Here is a 19257-nt window from a genome sequence, read left to right on the forward strand (position 1 = left end):
CGCCTCAATTGAAAATACCGAGGATGGTCTGGAACAGCGTATTGGCGGTCTGGATGACCTTGCTGTTCGCCTGATACGCCTGCTGGTACTGCAGCAGGTTCGCAGCTTCCTCGTTGATGTTCACACCCGAGACCGCCTGCTGCGCGGTCGTGATCTGCGTGACGAGCGAGGCCTGTGCCTTGCTCGACGTCTGCACCTGGTTCGTCTGGTTACCGACGTTGTTGACGTAGTTCGCGTAGGCGTTCGTCAGCGTCACCGTGCCGCCGTTCAACTGCTGGGCCGTGACAAGCGCCGACAGCAACTGCGCATTACGGCCGTCCTTGCCGCCGCCCGTGTTTGCGGCGATCGTGAACGTGTCGTTGTTCGAAGGCGTGCCGCTCAGCGTCACCGTCACGCCATTCATCCAGCCGGCAGCCGGCACAGGTGGCACGCCTGCGTTGATCGTCAGCGTCGCGCCCGTCGCGGGGTTGTACGGCACGCCCGTGGCTGCCGTGGCGATGGTGACTGTCGTCGGCGGCGTACCGCCTATCGTGACGACCGAGCCCACCGGGAAGCCGGTCAGCTGGCCGGTGCCCGAGTTGTACGTCAGCGTGGTGGTCGACGTCGGCAGCGTGTAGCCCGCCGTCACCGAACCCTGGGTGATCTGGCCGGTTCCGCTGTTCCCCGTTGTCGCCGATGCCAGCACCGGTGCCGACGCCGCGATCACCGAGCCGGTCGAAGTTGTCAACGCGAAGTTGTTCAGCGCGCCGCGCGTCGGCTCGACGGTGAACTTGTCGCCGGCGTTCATCGCGCCGGTTGCTGAGAACTGCAGGCCGCCGATCGGCGCTGCCAGGCTGGTCGCCTGGCCTACGACGCTGCCCGTTGCCGTGTCCGTCAGCGTGTAGTTCGTGCCGTCGAAGGCCAGCGTGTAGTCGCTGGTCGTCGGCTGCGCTGCGTTCGCGAACGATGCGCTCAGCGTGGCCGCGCTGGTGTTCTTCGAGTTTGCGTAGACGGTCGGCGAGCCGACCGTGAAGAGCGCGCCGCCCTTGTTGCCGGAGAGGTCGATACCGAGCGCGTTTTGCGCATTCACCTGCGCGGCGAAGCTCGTCGCGATCGCGCCGAGTTGTGCTTCGGCCGGATCCAGCGACTGGCTGCGGAACGTGAGCAGGCCGCCCAGCTGGCCGCCGACGTTCGCCGAATCCGACAGGACCTGCGGCGTCGGCGCAGGGTTCGCGCCCGCGAGGCCAGCGTACGCTACCGACAGCTCCGTCGGATCACCCGTCGACCCCTGCGTTTTCAGATTGAAGCTCTTGTCGCTCATCACGAGCGGCTGGCCGTTGCCCATGAACACGCTGTAACCGCTGCTGTTCTGCACGACCTGCACGCCGACGAGCTGCGACAGGTTCGACACGGCGAGGTCACGCTGGTCGAGCAGCTGGTTCGGCGGCTGGCCCGACGTGCTCTGCGCGGCGATCTGTCCATTCAGCGCCGCGATCTGCGCGGTGTAGGTGTTGACCTGCGCGACGGTATCGGTGAGCTGCGTGTTCACGCTCGTGCGCAACTGGTCGTACTGCTGGCCGGTCGCGTTGATCTGGTCAGCGAGCGACTGCGCGTTGCTCATCGCGCTCTGACGCATCGCGTTATCGGATGCGTTGTTGGCGACGTTCTGCAGACCGGTGAAGTAGCTCGTGATCGCAGTCGAAATACCGGCGGTCGGGCTGCCGACCAGGTTGTTCAACTGCGAGATCATGTTGTAGTACGTCGACAGCGAACCGGAACTCGACTGCGCGTTGTTCAACTCGCTCGCCAGATACTGGCTCCACTGGCGCTGGACGGTCGTCGTCGACACACCCTGCGGCAGATAGCCGGAGCCGGTGTACTGTCCGCTCGTTTCCGAGTAGACAGGACGTTCGATCGAATAGCCGGGCGTCGCCTGGTTGCTGATGTTCTGGCCGGTCGTCGTCAGCCCCCATTGGGCTGCGTTGAGTCCGCTGAGGCCGATGCTGAAAAGGTTACTGGACATGCGTCATCCTGAGAGGCGACGCTGATGCGCCGCCGAGTTGACTGAACATCATGTATATCGGCCCGCCAGCGAAAAGATTGAGGGCCACTTGCGTCGCGCGACGCGGTTTTCGCGCTGGCCGCGCGTCTCTGCTTTTTACGCGCGCACCAGCGAGCGCCGCTTCATTTCGAGCTGTGTGATGAGCCGTTGAAGTGTGTTTTCCGCATTGCCCGGCAGCGTGACGAAACGGAAGCCGAGTTGATAGCGCACCGCGCCGTTCGGCTGCGTCATCGCGCGATGGGAGACGAGTTCGAGATCGAGATGCAGCGTGCCGAGCGCGCCGAGAATCAGCTCGCAATCGGGAAACATCGCGCCCATCGGCAGTTCGGCGACGCGCTCATCGGTCGTGCGCGTGCCGACACCGCCGAGCGACAGGTCGTGCACTTCGAAGCGGAAGGGACTGCCGTCCTCGAACTTGCCTTTACAGACGTACGGATTGAGCACCGGCGCGTCGACACGGAAATACTCGCGACGCTGCACGTAGAAGAGCACTTCCGGGAATTCGGCGACGAACGCGGGACGGCCTTCAAACTCCGTCTCACGCGGCGTGGGGGTCGAAAACTCGACGCGCACGCCATCCGGCGACGCGTGAAAACGGCCGCGCGGCGCGGCGAGCAAACCCGCGTTCTGTTCGGGAAGCCCGCCCCAGTCGAACGTGAAAGTCCGGGCGCGCACATCCACATCGAGGATCTTCGTGACGAGCTGTCCGCCCTTGTACTGCACGGTCAGAAAGTCGCCGCGGGTGACGAGATTGCGTAGCTGAACGCCGATTTCCAGCGGGTTCCTGCGGCCGAAATCGTGGCCGCTTCCGGCGTCTTCCGCCTGGCTGTTGTCGCCGTTCGACTGGTTGGTATCCATGTTCTTGCCGTTTGCCTGTTCTTGCGGGCGCGTCTGTCGGGCGGAAATGGCGGCTTCTTTTTCAGCGAGCCATCGTCCGTCGCCTTTAAACACGCGTTCAACCGGAACGCTATCATTCCTTTCCGGTATCGGGTCTATCTGATTAGCGGCAGCGCCGACCCAAAGTTTAGGGCGTCGTCGTTAATTTTTTTCGGCAAACATTTAATCCGTGCTGGCGCGGGAAGCCGGCGCGGAGTGGCGTGAACGGATCCGTTCGCTACTGCCGCAAACCTGCATCAACCCATCTTCTGCATGATCGAAATGAGCTTTTTCGCGTAATGCGGGTCGGTCGCGTAGCCGGCGCGCTGCATGCCGGTCGCAAATCCATTTGCATCGTGCGAGGTATTGAGCACCTGCGCGTAACGCGGATTCGACTTCAGCATGCTCGCGTAGTCGGTCATCGCCTCTTCGTACGAATCGTAGGCGCGGAATTTTTCGACCACACGTCGCGGCTTGCCGTCGACGTATTCGGTCGTGACCGTCGAGACCGTCTTGCCCGTCCAGTCTTTCGTCGCCTTGATGCCGAAGACGTTGTGGCTGGTCGAGCCGTCCAGCTTCTTGATCTCGTTCTTGCCCCAGCCCGATTCGAGCGCGGCCTGGCCGATGATGAAACGCGCCGGAATGCCGGTCGCCTCGCTCGCAGCCTGCGCCGATGCGGCAAGACGATCGACGAACGCGTCGACCTTCGGCGAGCTGCCATCGCCCTTCATCGGCGGCGTCAAGGCGCTGTTCGCCGAATAACCGCGGCCGGATTGCAGCGCGCCGTTGTTCGCCGGATTCGCGTAAGCCTTCGCGAGTGCGTTGAGCGCGGCGTTGTTGCCCGCGTTCGCGTCGCCCACCTGCATGCCGGAATTGCGCATCAACTGCTTGAGCATCGCATCCGCCACGCCGATGCCCTTGTTCGACATCTGCTGCGCGAGCTGCTGGTCCATCATCGACGTGAAGGTGGCCGTATCGTGCGAATCGAACGGGCCGTCGGACGGCGTCGCGTCGCGCATGCTCTTCAACATCATTTGCGTGAACACGGCGTCGAACTGCTTCGCCGCCGACTTCATCGCTTCCTGCGGCGAGCTTTTTGCCTGTGCGCGCATGGCGTCGAAACCCTGCACGTCGAGCGCGAAGCGCTGCGACAGGTCGTTTGCAGCGCTTGTAGGATCTGAATTCATCGCAGTTCCTTAGATGATTTCGAGTTCAGCGCGCAGCGAACCGGCGGCCTTCATCGCCTGCAGGATCGACATCAGATCCGCGGGCGTGGCGCCGAGCGCGTTGAGCGCCTTCACAACTTCAGCGAGGTTCGCGCCTGCGCTGAGGAGCTTGATCGCGCCGTTATCCTGCTTGAGCTGGATCTGCGACTGCTGCGCGACCACGGTCTGGCCATTCGAGAACGCGCCCGGCTGGCTGACCACCGGCTGCGTATTGACGATCACCGACAGATTGCCGTGCGCGACCGCGCAGTTCTGCAGCGTCACCATCTGGTTCATCACGATCGAGCCGGTGCGCGCGTTCAGGATCACCTTCGCGGCGGCCTGCGCCGGCTTCACGTCGAGGTTCTGCAACTGCGCCATGAACTGCACCTGCTGCGCCGGATCGGCCGGAGCACGCAGCTGGATCGTGCGGCCATCGAGCGCGACAGCCGTGCCGAAACCGAACGCATTGTTCACGGCCGCGGTGATGCGCTGCGTCGTGTCGTAATCCATGTCGTTGAGTTCGAGCTGCATCGTGCCCGACTGCGAAATCGTCGTCTGCACCGCGCGCTCGATGATCGCGCCGCCCGTGATGCGGCCTGCCGCGAGCTGGTTGACCTGTACCTTGCTGCCGTTCGCGCTGGCGCCTGCGCCGCCCACGGCCATGTTGCCCTGGGCGAGCGCATACACTGCGCCGTCCGCGCCCTTCAACGGCGTGAGCAGCAGCGTGCCGCCGCGCAGACTCTTCGCGTTACCGAGCGACGACACCGTGACGTCGATCGCTTCGCCGGGACGTGCGAAAGGCGGCAGCGTCGCGGTCACCATCACGGCGGCGACGTTCTTCAACTGCATGCTGGTCAGTGACGACGAGCCGCCCGTATTCTGGCCCGCCGACTGGTTGTTGATCGCGATGCCGAGGTTCGCGAGCATGTTCGCGAGCGTCTGCGTCGTGAACGGCGTTTGCGTCGTCTGGTCGCCCGTGCCGTCGAGACCGACGACAAGGCCATAGCCGATCAGCGGGTTGTCGCGCACGCCCTGAATCTGCACGAGGTCCTTCAGACGTTCGGCATGCGCCACGGGGGCGGTGACCGGCAGCGCCACGCACGCCAGCGCGAACAGCGCCAGCGCACGGCAGACGTTGCCGAGGCGTGAATGACGGGCCGAGCCGGCGCGGCTGAAAAGTGCGGGGCTCATGATCACCACGGCGCGAGATTAAGGAAGAAGCGTTGCAGCCAGCCCATGTTCTGGGCCTCGTTGATATAGCCCTTCGCGGAGTATTCGATCTTCGCGTCGGCGACCTGGGTCGAGTACACCGCATTGAGGCCGGAGATCGTGTTCGGATTGACGACACCCGAAAAGCGCACGAACTCGTTACCCTGGTTGATCAGCATCTGCTTTTCGCCGCTCACGTTCAGGTTGCCGTTCGGCAGCACGCTCGTCACGGTCACCGTGATCGTGCCGTTGAACGTGTTCGACGCATTCGCGCCGCCCGCTGCCTTGAACGTGTTGTCGCCGCTTGCGTCGAGGTTCAGCTTGCCGAAAAAGCCGCCGAGGAAGCCGGCCGTCGGCACGCCGAATTTCGTCGTGCCGTCACGGTTCGCATTCGCGCCCGATGACTTCGTCGCGTTGATGTTTTCCGCGATCACGATGGTCAGGATGTCGCCGACATTACGCGGCCGCTGGTCTTCGAAAAGCGGCCGGCCCGCATAGCCCGGGTTGAAGATCGAGCCGGGCGACTGCAGCACCGGCGGGACCGGCGGCGTGGCCGTCATCGGCTGCTGGATGATCGGCTGCGTCGGCACGAGCCCGCAGCCGCCGAGGGCGGCCGCGAACGTGCAGGCGAGCGCGAGCAGCAGGCCGCTGCGCGCGCCACGCGTGATTGCCGGGATACGGATGAAGTGCGACATCGTGATTACCGTCTCTTTTAACCCTGTCATGTACCGATCGGTCAGACCGGCATCTGGCTCAAGGTCTGCAGCATCTGGTCGGACGTCGTCACGGCCTTGCTGTTGATTTCGTACGCGCGCTGGGTCTGGATCATGTTGACCAGTTCCTGCACGACGTTCACGTTCGACGCTTCCACATAGCCCTGATTCAGCGAGCCCGCGCCGTTCAGGCCCGGTTGCGACACGATCGGCGCACCCGATGACGACGTTTCCGCGAACAGGTTTTCGCCCTTCGCATCGAGGCCGGTCGGGTTGATGAACGTGGCGATCTGCATCGAGCCGATCTGCGTGCTCGTGCTGGAACCGGCCTGCGTGATCGACACCACGCCGTCGCTACCGATCGTGAGCGAGGTCGCGTTCTGCGGAATCGTGATGGCCGGAATGACCTGATAGCCGCTCGACGTCACGAGCTGACCCTGCGCGTTCGTCTGGAACGAGCCGTCACGCGTGTAGGCGTTCGTGCCGTCCGGCATCAGGACCTGGAAGAAGCCCTGGCCGTTGATCGCGACGTCCTTCGAATTGCCGGTCTGCTGCAGGTTGCCCTGCGTGTACAGACGCTCCGTGGCGACCTGCTGCACGCCCGTGCCGACCTGAAGACCCGACGGCAGTTCGGTCTGTTGCGTCGAGTTCGCGCCCGGCTGGCGGGTGGTTTGATACAGCAGATCCTCGAACACGGCGCGCGAGCCCTTGAAGCCATTCGTGCTGACGTTCGCGAGGTTGTTCGAGATCGTGTCCATCTGCGCCTGCTGCGCATTCATGCCGGTTGCGGCGATATAGAGTGAGCGGTTCACGGTGATTCTTCTCCCTGAGTGCAGGCGTGCCTGCAGTCCGTATTAACTGAAGTCGAGCAGCTTGTTGGCCGACTGTTCATTCTGGTCGGCGGACTCGATCATCTTCGTCTGCATCTGGAACTGACGCGCGTTGGTGATCATCGAGACCATCGCCGCGACCGGGTTCACGTTGCTGCCTTCGAGCGCGCCTGCCGTGACGATCACATTCGGGTCGGCGTCGGCAGGGTTGCCGTCGCTGGTGCGAAAGAGGCCGTCGTCGCCGCGCGTCATCGTGCCCGGCGCCGGGTTCACCAGCTTCAGCTGGTCGATGATCGCAATCGACGTCGGCGGATCGCCCGGGATCAGCGCGGAGATCGTGCCGTCCTTACCGATCGTCACCTGCGAGTCCGGTGGCACCGACAGCGGGCCGCCGTTGCCCACCACCGGCAGGTTGTTCGCCGTCACGATCTGACCGTTCTGGTCGACGTGCAGGTTCCCGGCGCGCGTGTACGCCTCGTTGCCGTCGGCCGTCAGCACCGACAGCCAGCCCGGTCCCTGGATGGCGACGTCGAGCGGGTTGCCGGTCTGCTGGATCGGGCCGGGCGTGTAGTCCGCGCCCGGCGTCGACGACAGCACGAAGGTGCGCGTCGTATCGTTGTTGACGGCGCTGCCGTCGCCGAACGCCATCGGCACGGCCCGGAAAGTCGCGAGTTGCGCGCGAAAACCCGTTGTCGACGTGTTCGCGAGGTTGTTCGCGACCAGAGCCTGCTGTTCGAGCGCCTGCGTGGCGCCCGACATCGCGGTGTATATGAGCCGGTCCATGATGGTGTCGGTGCGTGCTGCGCTTACAGGTTCATGAGCGTGTTATCGACAGCCTGCTGGGTCTTGATCGTCTGCGCGTTCGCCTGGTAGTTGCGCTGCGCCGTGATCAGGTTCACCAGCTCGCTCGTCAGATTGACGTTCGAGTTTTCCACCGCGCCGCCCTGCAGCGTGCCGTGGTTCGTGCTGCCCGGCGTCGAGATCTGCGCGACGCCCGAAGCGGCCGTCGCTTCGTACTGGTTGTTGCCGAGGTTCACGAGACCGTTCTGGTTCGCGAAGTTCGCGAGCACGACCTGACCGAGTGCTGCCGTCTGGCCGTTCGAGTAGTTACCCGTCAGCGTGCCGTCGGTGCCGATCGTGAAGTTCGTCAGCGTGCCGGCGGCGAAACCGTTCTGGTCGAGCGCATTCGTGCCGTCCTTGCTGCCGAACTGCGTCGTGCCGCCGATGCGCAGTTGCAGGCTTTGCGGCGTGGCCGAACCGTCGGTGGTCGGGATCTTGAAATCGAATGCGAGCGGCGTGGCGGTCGCGACGCCGGCGGCGTCGGTCGTGCTCAGCAGGTTGCCCGACGTGTCGAACTTCGCCGTGCCGATCTTGGTCGCCGTACCGGTCGAGACGCCCGCGTACACATCCCACGAGCCTGCGGCCGTCTTCACGAAATACATGTCGACCTGCTGCGCGCCGCCCAGCGAGTCGTACACCGGCACCGAAGTCGGGTAGCTGTATGTGGTGTTGTCGGTCTGGTTGAACGGCTTGGCGGTCGGCGCCACGGTATAGACCTCGCCGCCTGCCAGCGCGCCGCCTGAAAGCGTCAGCGTTTCGCCGGTGCCGAGCGTGATCGCTGTGCCCGCCGTGTAGGCTATGGCCGCTGACGGCGCGCCCCCATTGACGGACACGGTGTACGCCGTCCCCGTGGCGTTGAACGTGACCGCATAGGTGTTGGCGTTCGTGCCGGCTACGTTGCTGGTGATTGCTGCGGTGCCGGTCGCCGCATAAGCGCCGCCAGGCGTCACAGAAGGCGTGCCGAGAATCAGCGGGTCCTGCGCGTTCAGGTTCAGGCCGGCCGTGATCGTTGTCGTCTCGGTCGGCGCGATGTTCGCGGTCGGCACCTTCAGCGGCACGGTGTTTGCCGAGTTGATGACGCCGTTCGCGTTGGCCGCGTAGCCCATCAGCTTCAGGCCGTCTGCGTTGATGATGAAGCCGTTCTTGTCGAGCTGGAACACGCCGTTACGCGAATACGTCAGCGAGCCGTTGTTCGACATCTGGAAGAAACCATTGCCGTTGATCGCGACGTCGAGCGCCTGGTTCGTCGTGTTGATCGTGCCTTGCGAAAACTGTTGCTGCACCGAAGCGAGACGCGAGCCGATACCGATCTGCGTATTCACTGCGGTGGCTACCGAATTGGCGTACATGTCGGCGAACTGTGCCGAACCCTGCTTGAAGCCGACTGTGTTCGCGTTAGCGATGTTGTTGCCGATCACATCGAGGTCGCTCGATGCGCCAGCCAGACCACTTAAACCTTGCTGGTAACCCATGACATTCTCCGTATCTGAAGTATCTGGACGCAGTTAGATGATGGCGGCGATCGACGACAGGCCGACCGTGCTGCCCGTCGACAGCACGAGACCTGCCGTGCCGTCCGTTTGCTTGATCACGCCTTGAACGGTGCCGGCGGACAACGTCGTCGCGGTCGCAGCCTTGCCGCCGACCGTGCCGTTTGCGGTGATCGTGTAGGTGCCGTCCGGCAGCGCGTTGCCCGCCGCGTCGACCGGCGTCCAGCCGACCGGGACCGTGCCTGCCGACTGCTTGCCGAGGTCGATCGTGTTGACGATCGTGCCGGCCTTGTTCTTGACGGTAATCTGCAGGTCGGACGCATCGTTCGCGAGCGTGACGCCGAAGCCGGTCGCCTTGCCGCTCGCAACCGTGAACGTGTTGCCCGGGGCCAGCACCGTCGTACCGATCAGGTTCGCGGCCTGCGTCTGCTGGCCGGCGGTCAGCTGTGACGCAAGCGACGTCAGCGACGTATTCAGCTGGCTGATGCCCGTCACCGTGTTGATCTGGGCGAGCTGCGAAGTCATCTGCGAGCTGTCCATCGGGTTCGTCGGGTCCTGATTCTTCATCTGCGCGATGAGCAGCTGCAGGAACGTGTTCTGCAGCGCGGTCCCGCTCGTGGCACTCGAAGACGAGCTCGAAGAACTGCTGCTCGTGCCGTTCATCGTATCGAGCAGCGTCTGCGATACGCCCGCGCCGTTGTTGCCAATAGTGGTGTTGGTCGTCAAGGAAATGCTCCTCAGGTTCCGATCGTTAGCGTTTTCAGCATCAGCTGCTTCGCGGTATTCAGTGTTTCGACGTTGGCCTGATACGAGCGCGAGGCCGAGATCATGTTGACCATTTCCTGCACCGGGTCGACGTTCGGCAGCGTAACGTAACCGTCGGCGTTCGCAGCCGGATTGCCTGGCTCGTACGACGTTTTCATCGGCGTCGGGTCGTCGACGACGCCCGTCACCTGGACGCCGCCGATCTGCTGGCCGGAGCGCGTGCGCGCGCTGCCGCCGATCGGGCTCACGCCGAACACGACCTGCTTGGCCTTGTACGGCTGGCCGTCAGGGCCGGTCGTGCTGTCCGCGTTCGCAAGGTTCGACGCCGTGACGTTGAGCCGCTGCGACTGCGCGGACATCGCCGAACCGGCGACGTTGAAAATATTCATCAGGGAAGGCATGGCTTCTCGACCTCTCTTGCCGGTGTGTCCGGCTATTAATCCCGTAGCGTGTGGTTTCCAGCGGTACTCAAATGCGGTGATGCGGGTTGCGTGCTGTTCCTGCGTACTGCATGTGCTGCATGTGCTGTGCGTGCCTTGCTTACGTGCCCGACGTGATCGCCGAGAGCATGGTCTTGATCTGTTGCGACAGCACTGTCATGCCGGACTCGTAGTGCAGCGAGTTGTCGGCGAAATGCACGCGCTCGGCGTCGAGGTCGACGGTATTGCCGTCGAGCGACGGTTGCGTCGGAATGCGATACGCGACCGTGCCGAAGTCGTCGGTGGGGCCGCCGGTTGCCTGCAGGCTCTGCTTGCCCGGCAGATGTCCCGGCGCGGTCGAGACCATCGACATGCCGCTCGTCACGCCCGCGGGTTGCGTCATCGCGAGCGGCGACGTATTGGATGCGCCCTGAACGGCGCCGGCGCTCTTCTTCAGCGCGCCAGCCAGCGACGACGAGAAGTCGACATCACGTGCCTTGTAGCCGGGCGTGTCGGCGTTGGCGATATTCGAAGACAGCAGCTCCTGCCGATAGGCGCGCACATCGAGCGCCTGACGGCCAAAAGCGAATTCGGCATCGAGTTTGTCCAGCATTGATCTTTCCCCATGACGGTCCGGGGCTTCCTGATCGGCCGATGTGCGCGTTGCGCGAGGCGCGGCGAACGTTGATGGCGACCATGAAGGCCTTTTTGCATGTGATGGATATTAGGGGGCGGGCGCAACCGGCAATCGGACGAATAACCGGGGAAGCCGGCCTCTATTCAACGTTTGCCTGAGATCGGCGCTCTCTAGAATGCGATTCGTACTGATGCATTCGATGGAGAAACACCATGGCCCTGTCCGCTTCCGATCTCCCGCGTACCGCGCGTCGCGCTGGTGCGGGCGCCGCGCGGACGCTGGCGGCGTGGGCGGCGTGGGTGGTGCTGGCTTCCGGCATGGCTGGCGTGGCGTTGCCTTGCGGCGCGTCTGCCGAAGAGTCCAGCGGGCCGATCGTGATCGCGGGGCCCGCAGAGACGAATCCCGGCGCGCTTGCCGCGATGGCCGAGCGGGTGAATGCACCGGCGCCTGTTGCACCGCGTGCTGCGGCGGGTGGAATGCAGACGCCCGGCGGTTTCACGCCATCGAACGATCGCAACAACATCGACCGGTTCGCCAATGCCGCCAAAGCGGATGGCGCGATCCTGGTTCCCGGCGCGGGTGAAGGGCCTGCTGCTACGCCCGCCCAGCCTCAGGGCGTGATGCGCGTCAGCATGCAACCGGCCGCGCGCCAGGCGATGCCGGTTGTCGTCACGCCTTCGCAGCCGGCCGTGCGGGCGACTGCGCCTGTGCAACCCGTTGCCGTGAATCCGCCGGTCGGCGCTGCTTCGGCCGGCTTCGACAGTCTCGCTTCGCGTGGTGAACCGCCTCAACTCGGCGTCTCTGCAGGCAATACGCGTGCGGTAAATGGCTATGTAGCGACGCGTGGTGCGGGTGCGGGCGGCGCCGCTTCACAACCGCAGACGCAGGCCAGACCCCAGGTGCAGGCTGCCGCGCTGCAAGCCGTTCAGCCCGCGCAACCTTCGCAACCGGTCCCCGCTGGACAGCAGGACGGCGAAGCGGTCCGCCGCGCCGCGCTCGCGTTCCTCCAGCAACAGGTCGTCGGCCTGCCGGGCAAGGTCGAGATCACGGTCGCGCAGGTCTTCCCGCGCGGACTCGCCGCCTGCACGACCTTCGAACCCTTCATGCCGACCGGCACGCGTCTCTGGGGCCGCACGACCGTCGGCGTGCGCTGCGCGGGCGAGCGCCCGTGGACGATGTACATGCAGGCGCGCATCACGGTGCACGCGAACTATTACGTCGCCTCGCGCGCGATGAACCCCGGCGAAACGCTGAGCGCCGCCGATCTCGTCGCCCGCGAAGGCGATCTGACGATGCTGCCGCAGTCAGTTGTGACGGACCCGTCGCAGGCCGTCGGCTCGGCGACGACGATGCGCGTCGCGGCTGGCTTGCCGCTTCGTCTGGACATGCTGAAGAGCGCGTCATCGGTGACCATCGGCCAGACCGTGAAGGTCGTCGCGCAGGGTCAGGGTTTTGCGATTTCGGCGGAAGGCAGCGCGATGAACAACGCCGCGCCAGGCCAGCCGGTTCGGGTCAAAACGGCTGGCGGCCAGGTGATCCAGGGCATTGTGAAAGACGGTGGAACCGTCGAGATCCAGCTTTAGGATTTCGGGGCCGGAATGCCCGGTTTTCGGGCGTTAGCGGCGGGGAACAGAGGGGGAGCAGGCGGTACGATTGAGCTAAAGTTTCGATTCGTGAATGCCGTTATTAGATTCAAATCGTTCAGGAAGCCAATCGTGAAAGTCGATTCCACATCCAATTCAAGTCTGCAGACGTTGAAAGACAGTCTGCAGCGTACGCAGCAAGGCAGCGACGCCGCGCCGGCCAGTTCGGGCGCGACCGCGGCTGGCGCAGCAGCGCAGACGGCAGGCAATGCGTCTTCGGGCGACGCGAGCGTCAGTCTGTCGGGACTGTCGGCGCATCTGCATAGCCTCGCCGCATCCGGCTCGGCTGACATCGATACGGCCAGTGTCGAATCGATCCGCCAGGCGATCAAGGACGGCACGCTGAAGATCGATACCGGCAAGATCGCTGACGGCGTGCTGGAAACGGCACGCAACCTGCTGCAAAAGAAGAGCCCGTCGGCCGGCAACTGATTGACGCACCGGTGCATGGTGCGCCTCTAGCCGGGCGGCATTTGTCAAACTGGGTCCGCGTGCAAGGCGCGGGCCGGCGTGTTTAGCGAGTTGTGATGAAAGACGCCCTGCTTTCCACTGTCATCGACGAATATTCGACCGTCGAAGCCTTCGCCTCCGTCCTCGCCCTCGAAGAGAAGGCACTCACGGCGATCGAGCCGCTTGAAACGCTGCCGCCGATCGTCGAAAAGAAAACCGAACTCGTCGGAAAACTCTCCACGCTGGAGCAATTGCGCGACGCGCAGCTGGCGGAACTCGGCTATCCGGCCGGCTGGCAGGGTATGGAGCTGGCGGCGGGCGGTGACGCGCGGCTGGCAGCGCAATGGTCGCTGCTGCAAAAGGCCGCCGAGCGCGCGCGACGCTTCAACACCACGAATGGCGCCCTGATCCGCACGCGGATGGAATACAACCAGCGCGCGCTGACGGCGCTCAATGTTGCGGTTGGCACCGAGCGCGTCGGGTTTTACGGCCCGGACGGACGGATTCCGTCGACCAGCGGGCTTTGAGCGGCGCCTGGCATTCTGTCGCCTGCTTTCTGGTTTTGCCTCGTTTTGCCTCGTTTGCGCTAGCCGGCAGCTTCGTGCTGCCGGTTTCCGGGCGCAAAACCCTCTTTCCTCGTGATCTCCCGCCTGCACTGGCCATCCGGCCAGGTGTCGCTTGTGCGTCGCTTCGTTTCAAATATCGGTGAACTGTCCCGCGTGATGGTCCTTTGCTACGCGCAAAGGCCACGCGCATTCTTCCGGGAGATCGCTGAAATTGGAAACCGCACTTAGAACTGCAATTACTGCCACGAATAGCTGCATTCCGTGGCCCTCAATGCTACACTCCATCGATCGAATTTTCACCGACGATCGTCCCGGAGTGCTCATGAACCTCGCCACTTTTGATCTTGCCCAGGCCTCTGCCGCCGTGAAATCCGGCGGTGTCGTGTCCGCCGTTCTACGCGCGGAAGAAGGCGGGTTCTACCTCGAGTTCGAGACGCGGGAGCGCGGGCTCGCTGAACTGGTGACGTCGAACGGTCGGCAGCGCCGCGTGTTTCGCGATCCGGTGGGAGCATTGAAGGTGCTGTGGGAACTCGGCGTTGCCGAAGGCCGTTTCGCACTGGGCGATTGGAATCCTGACGCGCCGCGTCGGAGCTGGAACCGTCCCGATTCAGCAGCCGACATGAAAGCGAAGCACGAAGCCGCCGCTGAACACGCAGCCTTCATCGCCGATGTCGAGGCGGGCCTCGCTGAAATCCGCGATCCGTCGCAGCACGGCATCGATCACGCCGATGCGATGGCCCAGCTGGAGGCGCGTCTTTCGGCGTATGTCAAAACCGGCAAACGGAAAGCTGGCCTATGAGGGTGATCTGGCGGCCACGTGCACTGGAGCAGTTGCTCGACATCATTGATTTCATCGCCACCGGCAATCCCGTCGCCGCCCAGGAATTCGGCGCGCTCGTGCGTAACAAGGCTGACTTGCTGGCGACGCATCCGCGGCTGTACCGCGAAGGTCGCGTCGCCGGCACATCGTGGTCGCGGCGAACTACGTCATCGTCTATTGCATCAACGATGAACAGGAGAGCGTAGATGTGCTGCGAATGCGGCATGTGCGGCAGCGAGGGGCTACCGCGGAATGAGGGTTGCGTGGCGGGCGGCTGCACGCCGGCCACGCAAGACGTTATGCAGCAGCCTTACGCGGGCGCCCGCCTTTCCTGCCGTTCTCCCGGGCCGCCGCGGCTTTTGCCTCTGACGTGCTCGAACCGGCACGCCGGGCCGCATCCCGCATCCAGTTCTGCGAGCCGTACACACCTTCGAACAAGGCGCGCGCATAGACATCCACATCGAGTCGCGGCCAGTGCAGCCCCGTGCCGAGCGGCGTAATTTCAATCTTCGACAGATCCGCTGCGCACGCGCCGTCCAGCCCCTGGATCAGGCGAACCGGCACAGCCAGCGTGACGCCGTTGGCAAATTCAATTTCGAGCTTTTCGCTCGAACGGCGATAGCGCGCCGAGACGACACGTGGACCGCGCGCCTCGCCGGCGGCTTTCGCTTCCTTGAATGCTTCTTTAGTGATTTCCATGTATCTCTCTCCAGGCCGCGCATAGCGCGCGAATTTCCGGGTCCAGCACACGGGCGAGCTTGCGCACCTGCTGGATCGTCAGCCCTTCGACTTCGCGCAGCGACAGCGGCCCGGCTGGACAGTTGAGCACGAAAACCGCTTCGCCATCCGCGCCGATCACGTGAACGTGAGCCGGCCGGTGGTCCGATGGATAGATAACAACACGACAACCCTGCGCGCGGAGAACTGTTGGCATGGGTTGATTATAAACCCAACCGATGGGTTTTCTACCAGAAGACGCTTCCGGGACGTTGCGTCACGACAAGGGAGGCGTCATCTGTTCAGCCTGTCAACCCGCCTCCGCCGCCGCCCACGCCATCTCACGCAGACGCGTCCGCAGCCGCGCAACCGCCTGGCTATGCAGCTGGCACACGCGCGATTCGCTGACTTCCATCACCGCGCCGATCTCGCGCAGGTTCAGTCCGCGTTCGTAGTACAGCGACATCAGCAGTTTTTCGCGTTCGGGCAACCGGTCGATCGCTTCCACCAGCGCCGAGCGCAGGCTGTCGTCGAGCAGCGCCGACAGCGGGTCCGAATGGTCGACGCAGTAACGGTCGAGGAACGGCTCGTCATCGGCGGAACGGTCGAAGTCTTCGTAGTAGATCAGCTGGCTGCCGTGCAGGTCCTGCAGCATCGACTGATATTCGTCGAGCGGCATGTTCAGGTGATCGGCGATCTCAGTTTCGCTCGCCGACCGGCCCAGATTCTGTTCGACCTTGTGCACCGCCGTTTCCACTTCGCGCGACGTGCGGCGCAGGCTGCGCGGGAGCCAGTCGTTGCTGCGCAGCTCATCGAGCATCGCGCCGCGAATCCGTTGGCTCGCGTAGGTTTCGAACTGCGCGCCCTGATCTTCCTTGTACCGGCTCGCCGCATCCAGCAGGCCGATCATGCCGGCCTGAATCAGGTCGTCGAGATCGACGCTCGCCGGCATCTTGGCGACGAGCTGCAGGCCAAGGCGCCGCACCAGCGGTGCGTACTTTGCCAGGACATCGGCCTGGGAGATCTTTCCCTGAGCGTTGTACATCGTGCTCCCCTTGTCTCCGCGCTCCGCCTCTCAGGCGTGCTGCGCAGACGGTTGGTCGGCCTGTTTCGCCGCTGTTACTGTCGCGGAGGCCACACCGGGCGTCCGTGACGACATCGCTGGCCGCATCGGCCAGTACTGCAGTTCGGCAGCGACATGCCGGTAGTCGCGCGCAGCCGGTGTCGACGGAAACGCATCGACGACACACCGCGACAACGCCATGGCCCGTGCCATCCGCACATCGGCCGTGATGCAACCGGCTTCTTCCAGCGCAACCGTCAGATACCGCCCCGCCACGCCCGCCAGATTCTCGAACGCGATGCGCGCGTCCGCCGCGCTCTGAACGTGATTCACGAGCACGCGAAACTGCGGGATCGCGTGCGCGAAATGCAAACGCTTCATGCACGCGTACGCGTCGGTGATCGCCTGCGCGTCGATGCGCGTGACGATCACCACGTCGTTCGCCTGCATCGCAAGCGCCGAAAGTGCGCCATCGCGATCGAGTTCCGCGTCGATCAGCACGACGTCGGCCGGTCCTGTGAGCAGTACGGCAAGCTGTTCCGGCGTGCAGCCTTCACGATTGCCACGCGATGCGACCAGCACGCCAAACCCAAGCGCGTGCCGGCCGACGGCTTCTGTCAGCGCCATCTCGCCGCGCACGACCGCCGTAAAGTTGCCCGCGCCGCGCACACCGCCGAGCATCCCGTTCACCGAGTTCTTGCCAAAGCGCTCGTCGATCACCAGCACATCCCTGCCCAGTTCGGACAGCGCGGCCGCGAGGTTCACGACCGTGGTCGTGCATCCCACACCGGGCGAACCGCCCGTTACCGCCACCACGCGCGAACCGGACCGGCTGAGCAGACGTCGCAAGCCTTCCGCCTGATCGAGCACAAACTTATCCAAAGCGAACCTCGTGCAGATCGGCCGTCGAACGCGCCGACAGCGCCGACAGCAGCGCCGGAATATCGTCGTCGTGCGGCACGAACGGCGAGCCGTCGCGCGGAATGCAGAACGCACTCTTGATCAGGAATTTCTTCGTGGCGACGTAGAGGTTCTCCGGCACCTTCTGGCCGGTCGACACGTAGTGCACCGGCAGCTTGTAGCGGATCACCGTGTCCAGCACGCTGCCGAGGTTGGTCGCCTCGTCGAGCTTGGTCAGGATGCAGCCGGCGAGCGCCTGGTTATCCGGCGATCTCTGATACGCCTGGACGACTTCATTGAGCGTGTCGCCGTGGCTTGTCGCGTTCAGCAGCAGCAAACGCTGCACCGGCTGGCCCGTTCCGCACAGCATGGCGATCTGGTCCGACACCGAACGGTCGCGCTGGCTCATGCCGATCGTGTCGATCAGGACGATGTGCTTGTTGCGCAGTTCGGTGAGCGCGAGTTGCAGGTCCGCGCCGTCTTTCACGGCATGCACGGAGACGCCGAGGATCTTGCCGAAAATGCGCAGCTGTTCGTGGCCGCCAATCCGGTAGCTGTCGGTCGTCAGCAGCGCGACCTTGCTCGCGCCGAAGCGCATCACGCAGCGCGCGGCGAGCTTTGCGGTCGTGGTCGTCTTGCCGACGCCCGTCGGGCCCATCAGCGCGAACACGCCGCCGCGCTCCATCAGCGCGTCTTCGTTTTCCATCACCGGCAGGTTCGAGCCGAGCACCGAGTGAACCCACTCCATGCCGGCTTCCATGCTGTCGACCCGCGGCAGGTTCTCGACCATCATCTTCACCAGTTGCGCGGAGAAACCCGCGGCGAACAGGTGCTTGGTCAGTGCTGCGTGCGTCGGGCTGCGGCGCTGATGGTCGGCCCACAGAAGGCCGGTGAACTGCTCTTCCATCATGCCGCGCATCGACGCGAGTTCGTTCATGACCGTCTCGTTGACGATCTGCTCCATGCGCGCCTTGATGCCCTCGGTGACGGCAGCAGCGGCGCTGGCGGGCAAGCCGGCAAGCGGGTTCGCCGCGCCCTTGACGTCGGCCTGCACGGCCGGGGCCACGCGCTGCGCGGCGCGGCGAGCGGCGAGTTCGGCCGCTTCGCGCGCCCATTCGGGCGTCGCCGGATCGTCGATCGTCGCCGGGATTTCGACCGGCGTGCCCAGACCGCGCGCCATGGCGGCGGCCGGTGTCATCACCGGCTTCGCCGTGTGCACGACATCCTGCGCCGCGATACGGCGGGCATGATCGATCAGCCAGGGATTCGTTTCGACCATCGAGCGTTGACGCGCCGGCGTCTCGGCGATAGCCGGCGGCGGTGTCATGGCGGGCAGCGGGGTGGGCGCATCGGAGCGCACTTCGATCCGGTTGTCCGGACGGCCTTGCAAACGCCCCTCCGCACGCCCATCCAGACGGCTTTCGCTCCGCGCTTCGGAACGGATCTCGACGCGCGCGTCATCGGATGTACGCGGGCTGGATGCTGCGGCGCCCGTGTTGCCTGTCGACGTGCTGGTTTCGTGCAATTCCGCTTCGGTGCTGCCCGTTGCCGCGCGCTCCGTGCCAGAGCCGGCTTCCGGGCTCGCGCCGAACACAGACGAGAAAACATCAGGCATGCCGCTGGCGTACGGATTGACCGACATCGACGGCATCGATGCCGCCGAACGCGCGGCCGGCGCACCGCCGAAGCCCGTGCTCATCGTTACGTTGCTGTTCGCGCCGAAGCCGCTGCCCAAGCCTGCGTTCGTGCCTGCCGGGCTACCTGCGCCGAAGCCCGTGCTCGCGCCAGTATTTCCATTGCCACTATTCAGTCCACTGCCGATATTGCCGTTACCACTGTTACCACCACCGAACGTCGGCCCGAAACCGGCGCCATCGGCACCCTGCTGCGCAGGCGAAATTGCGGCCAGATCGCTATCGGCGAGCGCGACGATTTCGACGGTGCCGTCTTCAATGGTGCGATTCGACAACACGACTGCATCGGAGCCCAGTGCTTCACGAACGAGACGCAGCGCGTCACGACTCGTTGCGCCGACAAATTTACGAATGTTCAAGCTTGACTCCCCGATGA

21 protein-coding genes are annotated in these 19257 nt (G+C 64.3%); 5 read left to right on the forward strand and 16 right to left on the reverse strand.

Features of this window, described 5'->3' with window-relative positions; all coding sequences use genetic code 11:
• Window positions 1-4 precede the first annotated feature (4 nt).
• From flgK to flgB, 11 genes are all read right to left on the reverse strand, one after another.
• Complete coding sequence (gene flgK / locus P3T21_RS23190) at window positions 5-2002, reverse strand: flagellar hook-associated protein FlgK (protein WP_429258285.1); 1998 nt, start codon at window positions 2000-2002, stop codon at window positions 5-7.
• Window positions 2003-2137: 135 nt separating this feature from the next.
• Window positions 2138-2899 (reverse strand): flagellar brake protein, encoded by a 762-nt coding sequence (locus P3T21_RS23195; protein WP_429258286.1) that lies wholly within the window; start codon window positions 2897-2899, stop codon window positions 2138-2140.
• 275 nt (window positions 2900-3174) lie between these two features.
• Window positions 3175-4104 (reverse strand): flagellar assembly peptidoglycan hydrolase FlgJ, encoded by a 930-nt coding sequence (gene flgJ / locus P3T21_RS23200; RefSeq protein WP_429258287.1) that lies wholly within the window; start codon window positions 4102-4104, stop codon window positions 3175-3177.
• Window positions 4105-4113: 9 nt separating this feature from the next.
• Window positions 4114-5316, reverse strand: coding sequence for a flagellar basal body P-ring protein FlgI (locus tag P3T21_RS23205; protein ID WP_429258288.1), 1203 nt, complete (start codon window positions 5314-5316; stop codon window positions 4114-4116).
• 2 nt (window positions 5317-5318) lie between these two features.
• A complete protein-coding gene (gene flgH, locus P3T21_RS23210) occupies window positions 5319-6029 on the reverse strand; it encodes a flagellar basal body L-ring protein FlgH (RefSeq protein ID WP_429258356.1) in 711 nt (236 codons plus the stop codon).
• A 41-nt stretch (window positions 6030-6070) separates the two neighbouring features.
• Complete coding sequence (gene flgG, locus P3T21_RS23215) at window positions 6071-6859, reverse strand: flagellar basal-body rod protein FlgG (protein WP_429258289.1); 789 nt, start codon at window positions 6857-6859, stop codon at window positions 6071-6073.
• Window positions 6860-6901: 42 nt separating this feature from the next.
• Window positions 6902-7660 (reverse strand): flagellar basal-body rod protein FlgF, encoded by a 759-nt coding sequence (flgF, locus tag P3T21_RS23220; RefSeq protein WP_429258290.1) that lies wholly within the window; start codon window positions 7658-7660, stop codon window positions 6902-6904.
• 23 nt (window positions 7661-7683) lie between these two features.
• Window positions 7684-9189, reverse strand: coding sequence for a flagellar hook protein FlgE (locus tag P3T21_RS23225; protein ID WP_429258291.1), 1506 nt, complete (start codon window positions 9187-9189; stop codon window positions 7684-7686).
• A 33-nt stretch (window positions 9190-9222) separates the two neighbouring features.
• The gene (gene flgD / locus P3T21_RS23230; protein WP_429258292.1) at window positions 9223-9933 is read right to left on the reverse strand and encodes a flagellar hook assembly protein FlgD; all 711 of its coding nucleotides are present in this window, start codon (window positions 9931-9933) and stop codon (window positions 9223-9225) included.
• Window positions 9934-9944: 11 nt separating this feature from the next.
• Window positions 9945-10373: a flagellar basal body rod protein FlgC gene (gene flgC / locus P3T21_RS23235; RefSeq protein ID WP_429258293.1), complete on the reverse strand. Its 429-nt coding sequence runs from the start codon at window positions 10371-10373 to the stop codon at window positions 9945-9947.
• A gap of 139 nt (window positions 10374-10512) precedes the next feature.
• The gene (gene flgB, locus P3T21_RS23240) at window positions 10513-11004 is read right to left on the reverse strand and encodes a flagellar basal body rod protein FlgB (RefSeq protein ID WP_429258294.1); all 492 of its coding nucleotides are present in this window, start codon (window positions 11002-11004) and stop codon (window positions 10513-10515) included.
• Window positions 11005-11240: 236 nt separating this feature from the next.
• On the opposite strand from flgB, the gene flgA reads away from it, so the two are divergent.
• From flgA to P3T21_RS23265, 5 genes are all read left to right on the forward strand, one after another.
• Window positions 11241-12611 carry a flagellar basal body P-ring formation chaperone FlgA gene (gene flgA, locus P3T21_RS23245; protein WP_429258295.1) on the forward strand — a complete coding sequence of 457 codons (1371 nt, stop codon included), beginning with the start codon at window positions 11241-11243 and terminating at the stop codon, window positions 12609-12611.
• 132 nt (window positions 12612-12743) lie between these two features.
• Window positions 12744-13103 carry a flagellar biosynthesis anti-sigma factor FlgM gene (gene flgM, locus P3T21_RS23250; RefSeq protein WP_429258296.1) on the forward strand — a complete coding sequence of 120 codons (360 nt, stop codon included), beginning with the start codon at window positions 12744-12746 and terminating at the stop codon, window positions 13101-13103.
• 95 nt (window positions 13104-13198) lie between these two features.
• Window positions 13199-13648 (forward strand): flagella synthesis protein FlgN, encoded by a 450-nt coding sequence (locus P3T21_RS23255; protein ID WP_429258297.1) that lies wholly within the window; start codon window positions 13199-13201, stop codon window positions 13646-13648.
• A 361-nt stretch (window positions 13649-14009) separates the two neighbouring features.
• Entirely contained in the window at window positions 14010-14486 is a 477-nt protein-coding gene (locus tag P3T21_RS23260; RefSeq protein WP_429258298.1) for a hypothetical protein, read from the forward strand.
• A complete protein-coding gene (locus P3T21_RS23265) occupies window positions 14483-14713 on the forward strand; it encodes a type II toxin-antitoxin system RelE/ParE family toxin (protein WP_429258299.1) in 231 nt (76 codons plus the stop codon). Before P3T21_RS23260 ends, P3T21_RS23265 begins: the two co-directional genes overlap by 4 nt.
• Before the next feature lie 91 nt (window positions 14714-14804).
• Here the strand turns inward: P3T21_RS23265 and P3T21_RS23270 are convergent, their stop codons facing one another.
• The 5 genes from P3T21_RS23270 to flhF form a co-directional block, all read right to left on the reverse strand.
• Complete coding sequence (locus P3T21_RS23270; protein ID WP_429258300.1) at window positions 14805-15206, reverse strand: DUF2442 domain-containing protein; 402 nt, start codon at window positions 15204-15206, stop codon at window positions 14805-14807.
• A complete protein-coding gene (locus P3T21_RS23275) occupies window positions 15193-15441 on the reverse strand; it encodes a DUF4160 domain-containing protein (RefSeq protein WP_429258301.1) in 249 nt (82 codons plus the stop codon). Before P3T21_RS23275 ends, P3T21_RS23270 begins: the two co-directional genes overlap by 14 nt.
• A gap of 93 nt (window positions 15442-15534) precedes the next feature.
• The gene (locus P3T21_RS23280; RefSeq protein WP_429258302.1) at window positions 15535-16269 is read right to left on the reverse strand and encodes an RNA polymerase sigma factor FliA; all 735 of its coding nucleotides are present in this window, start codon (window positions 16267-16269) and stop codon (window positions 15535-15537) included.
• 30 nt (window positions 16270-16299) lie between these two features.
• Window positions 16300-17169, reverse strand: a complete 870-nt coding sequence (locus P3T21_RS23285; protein WP_429258303.1) for a MinD/ParA family protein — start codon at window positions 17167-17169, stop codon at window positions 16300-16302.
• Window positions 17162-19240, reverse strand: a complete 2079-nt coding sequence (flhF, locus tag P3T21_RS23290; RefSeq protein ID WP_429258304.1) for a flagellar biosynthesis protein FlhF — start codon at window positions 19238-19240, stop codon at window positions 17162-17164. Before flhF ends, P3T21_RS23285 begins: the two co-directional genes overlap by 8 nt.
• Window positions 19241-19257 lie beyond the last annotated feature (17 nt).

This window comes from Paraburkholderia sp. GAS334 (genome assembly GCF_050436625.1).
GTDB lineage: Bacteria > Pseudomonadota > Gammaproteobacteria > Burkholderiales > Burkholderiaceae > Paraburkholderia.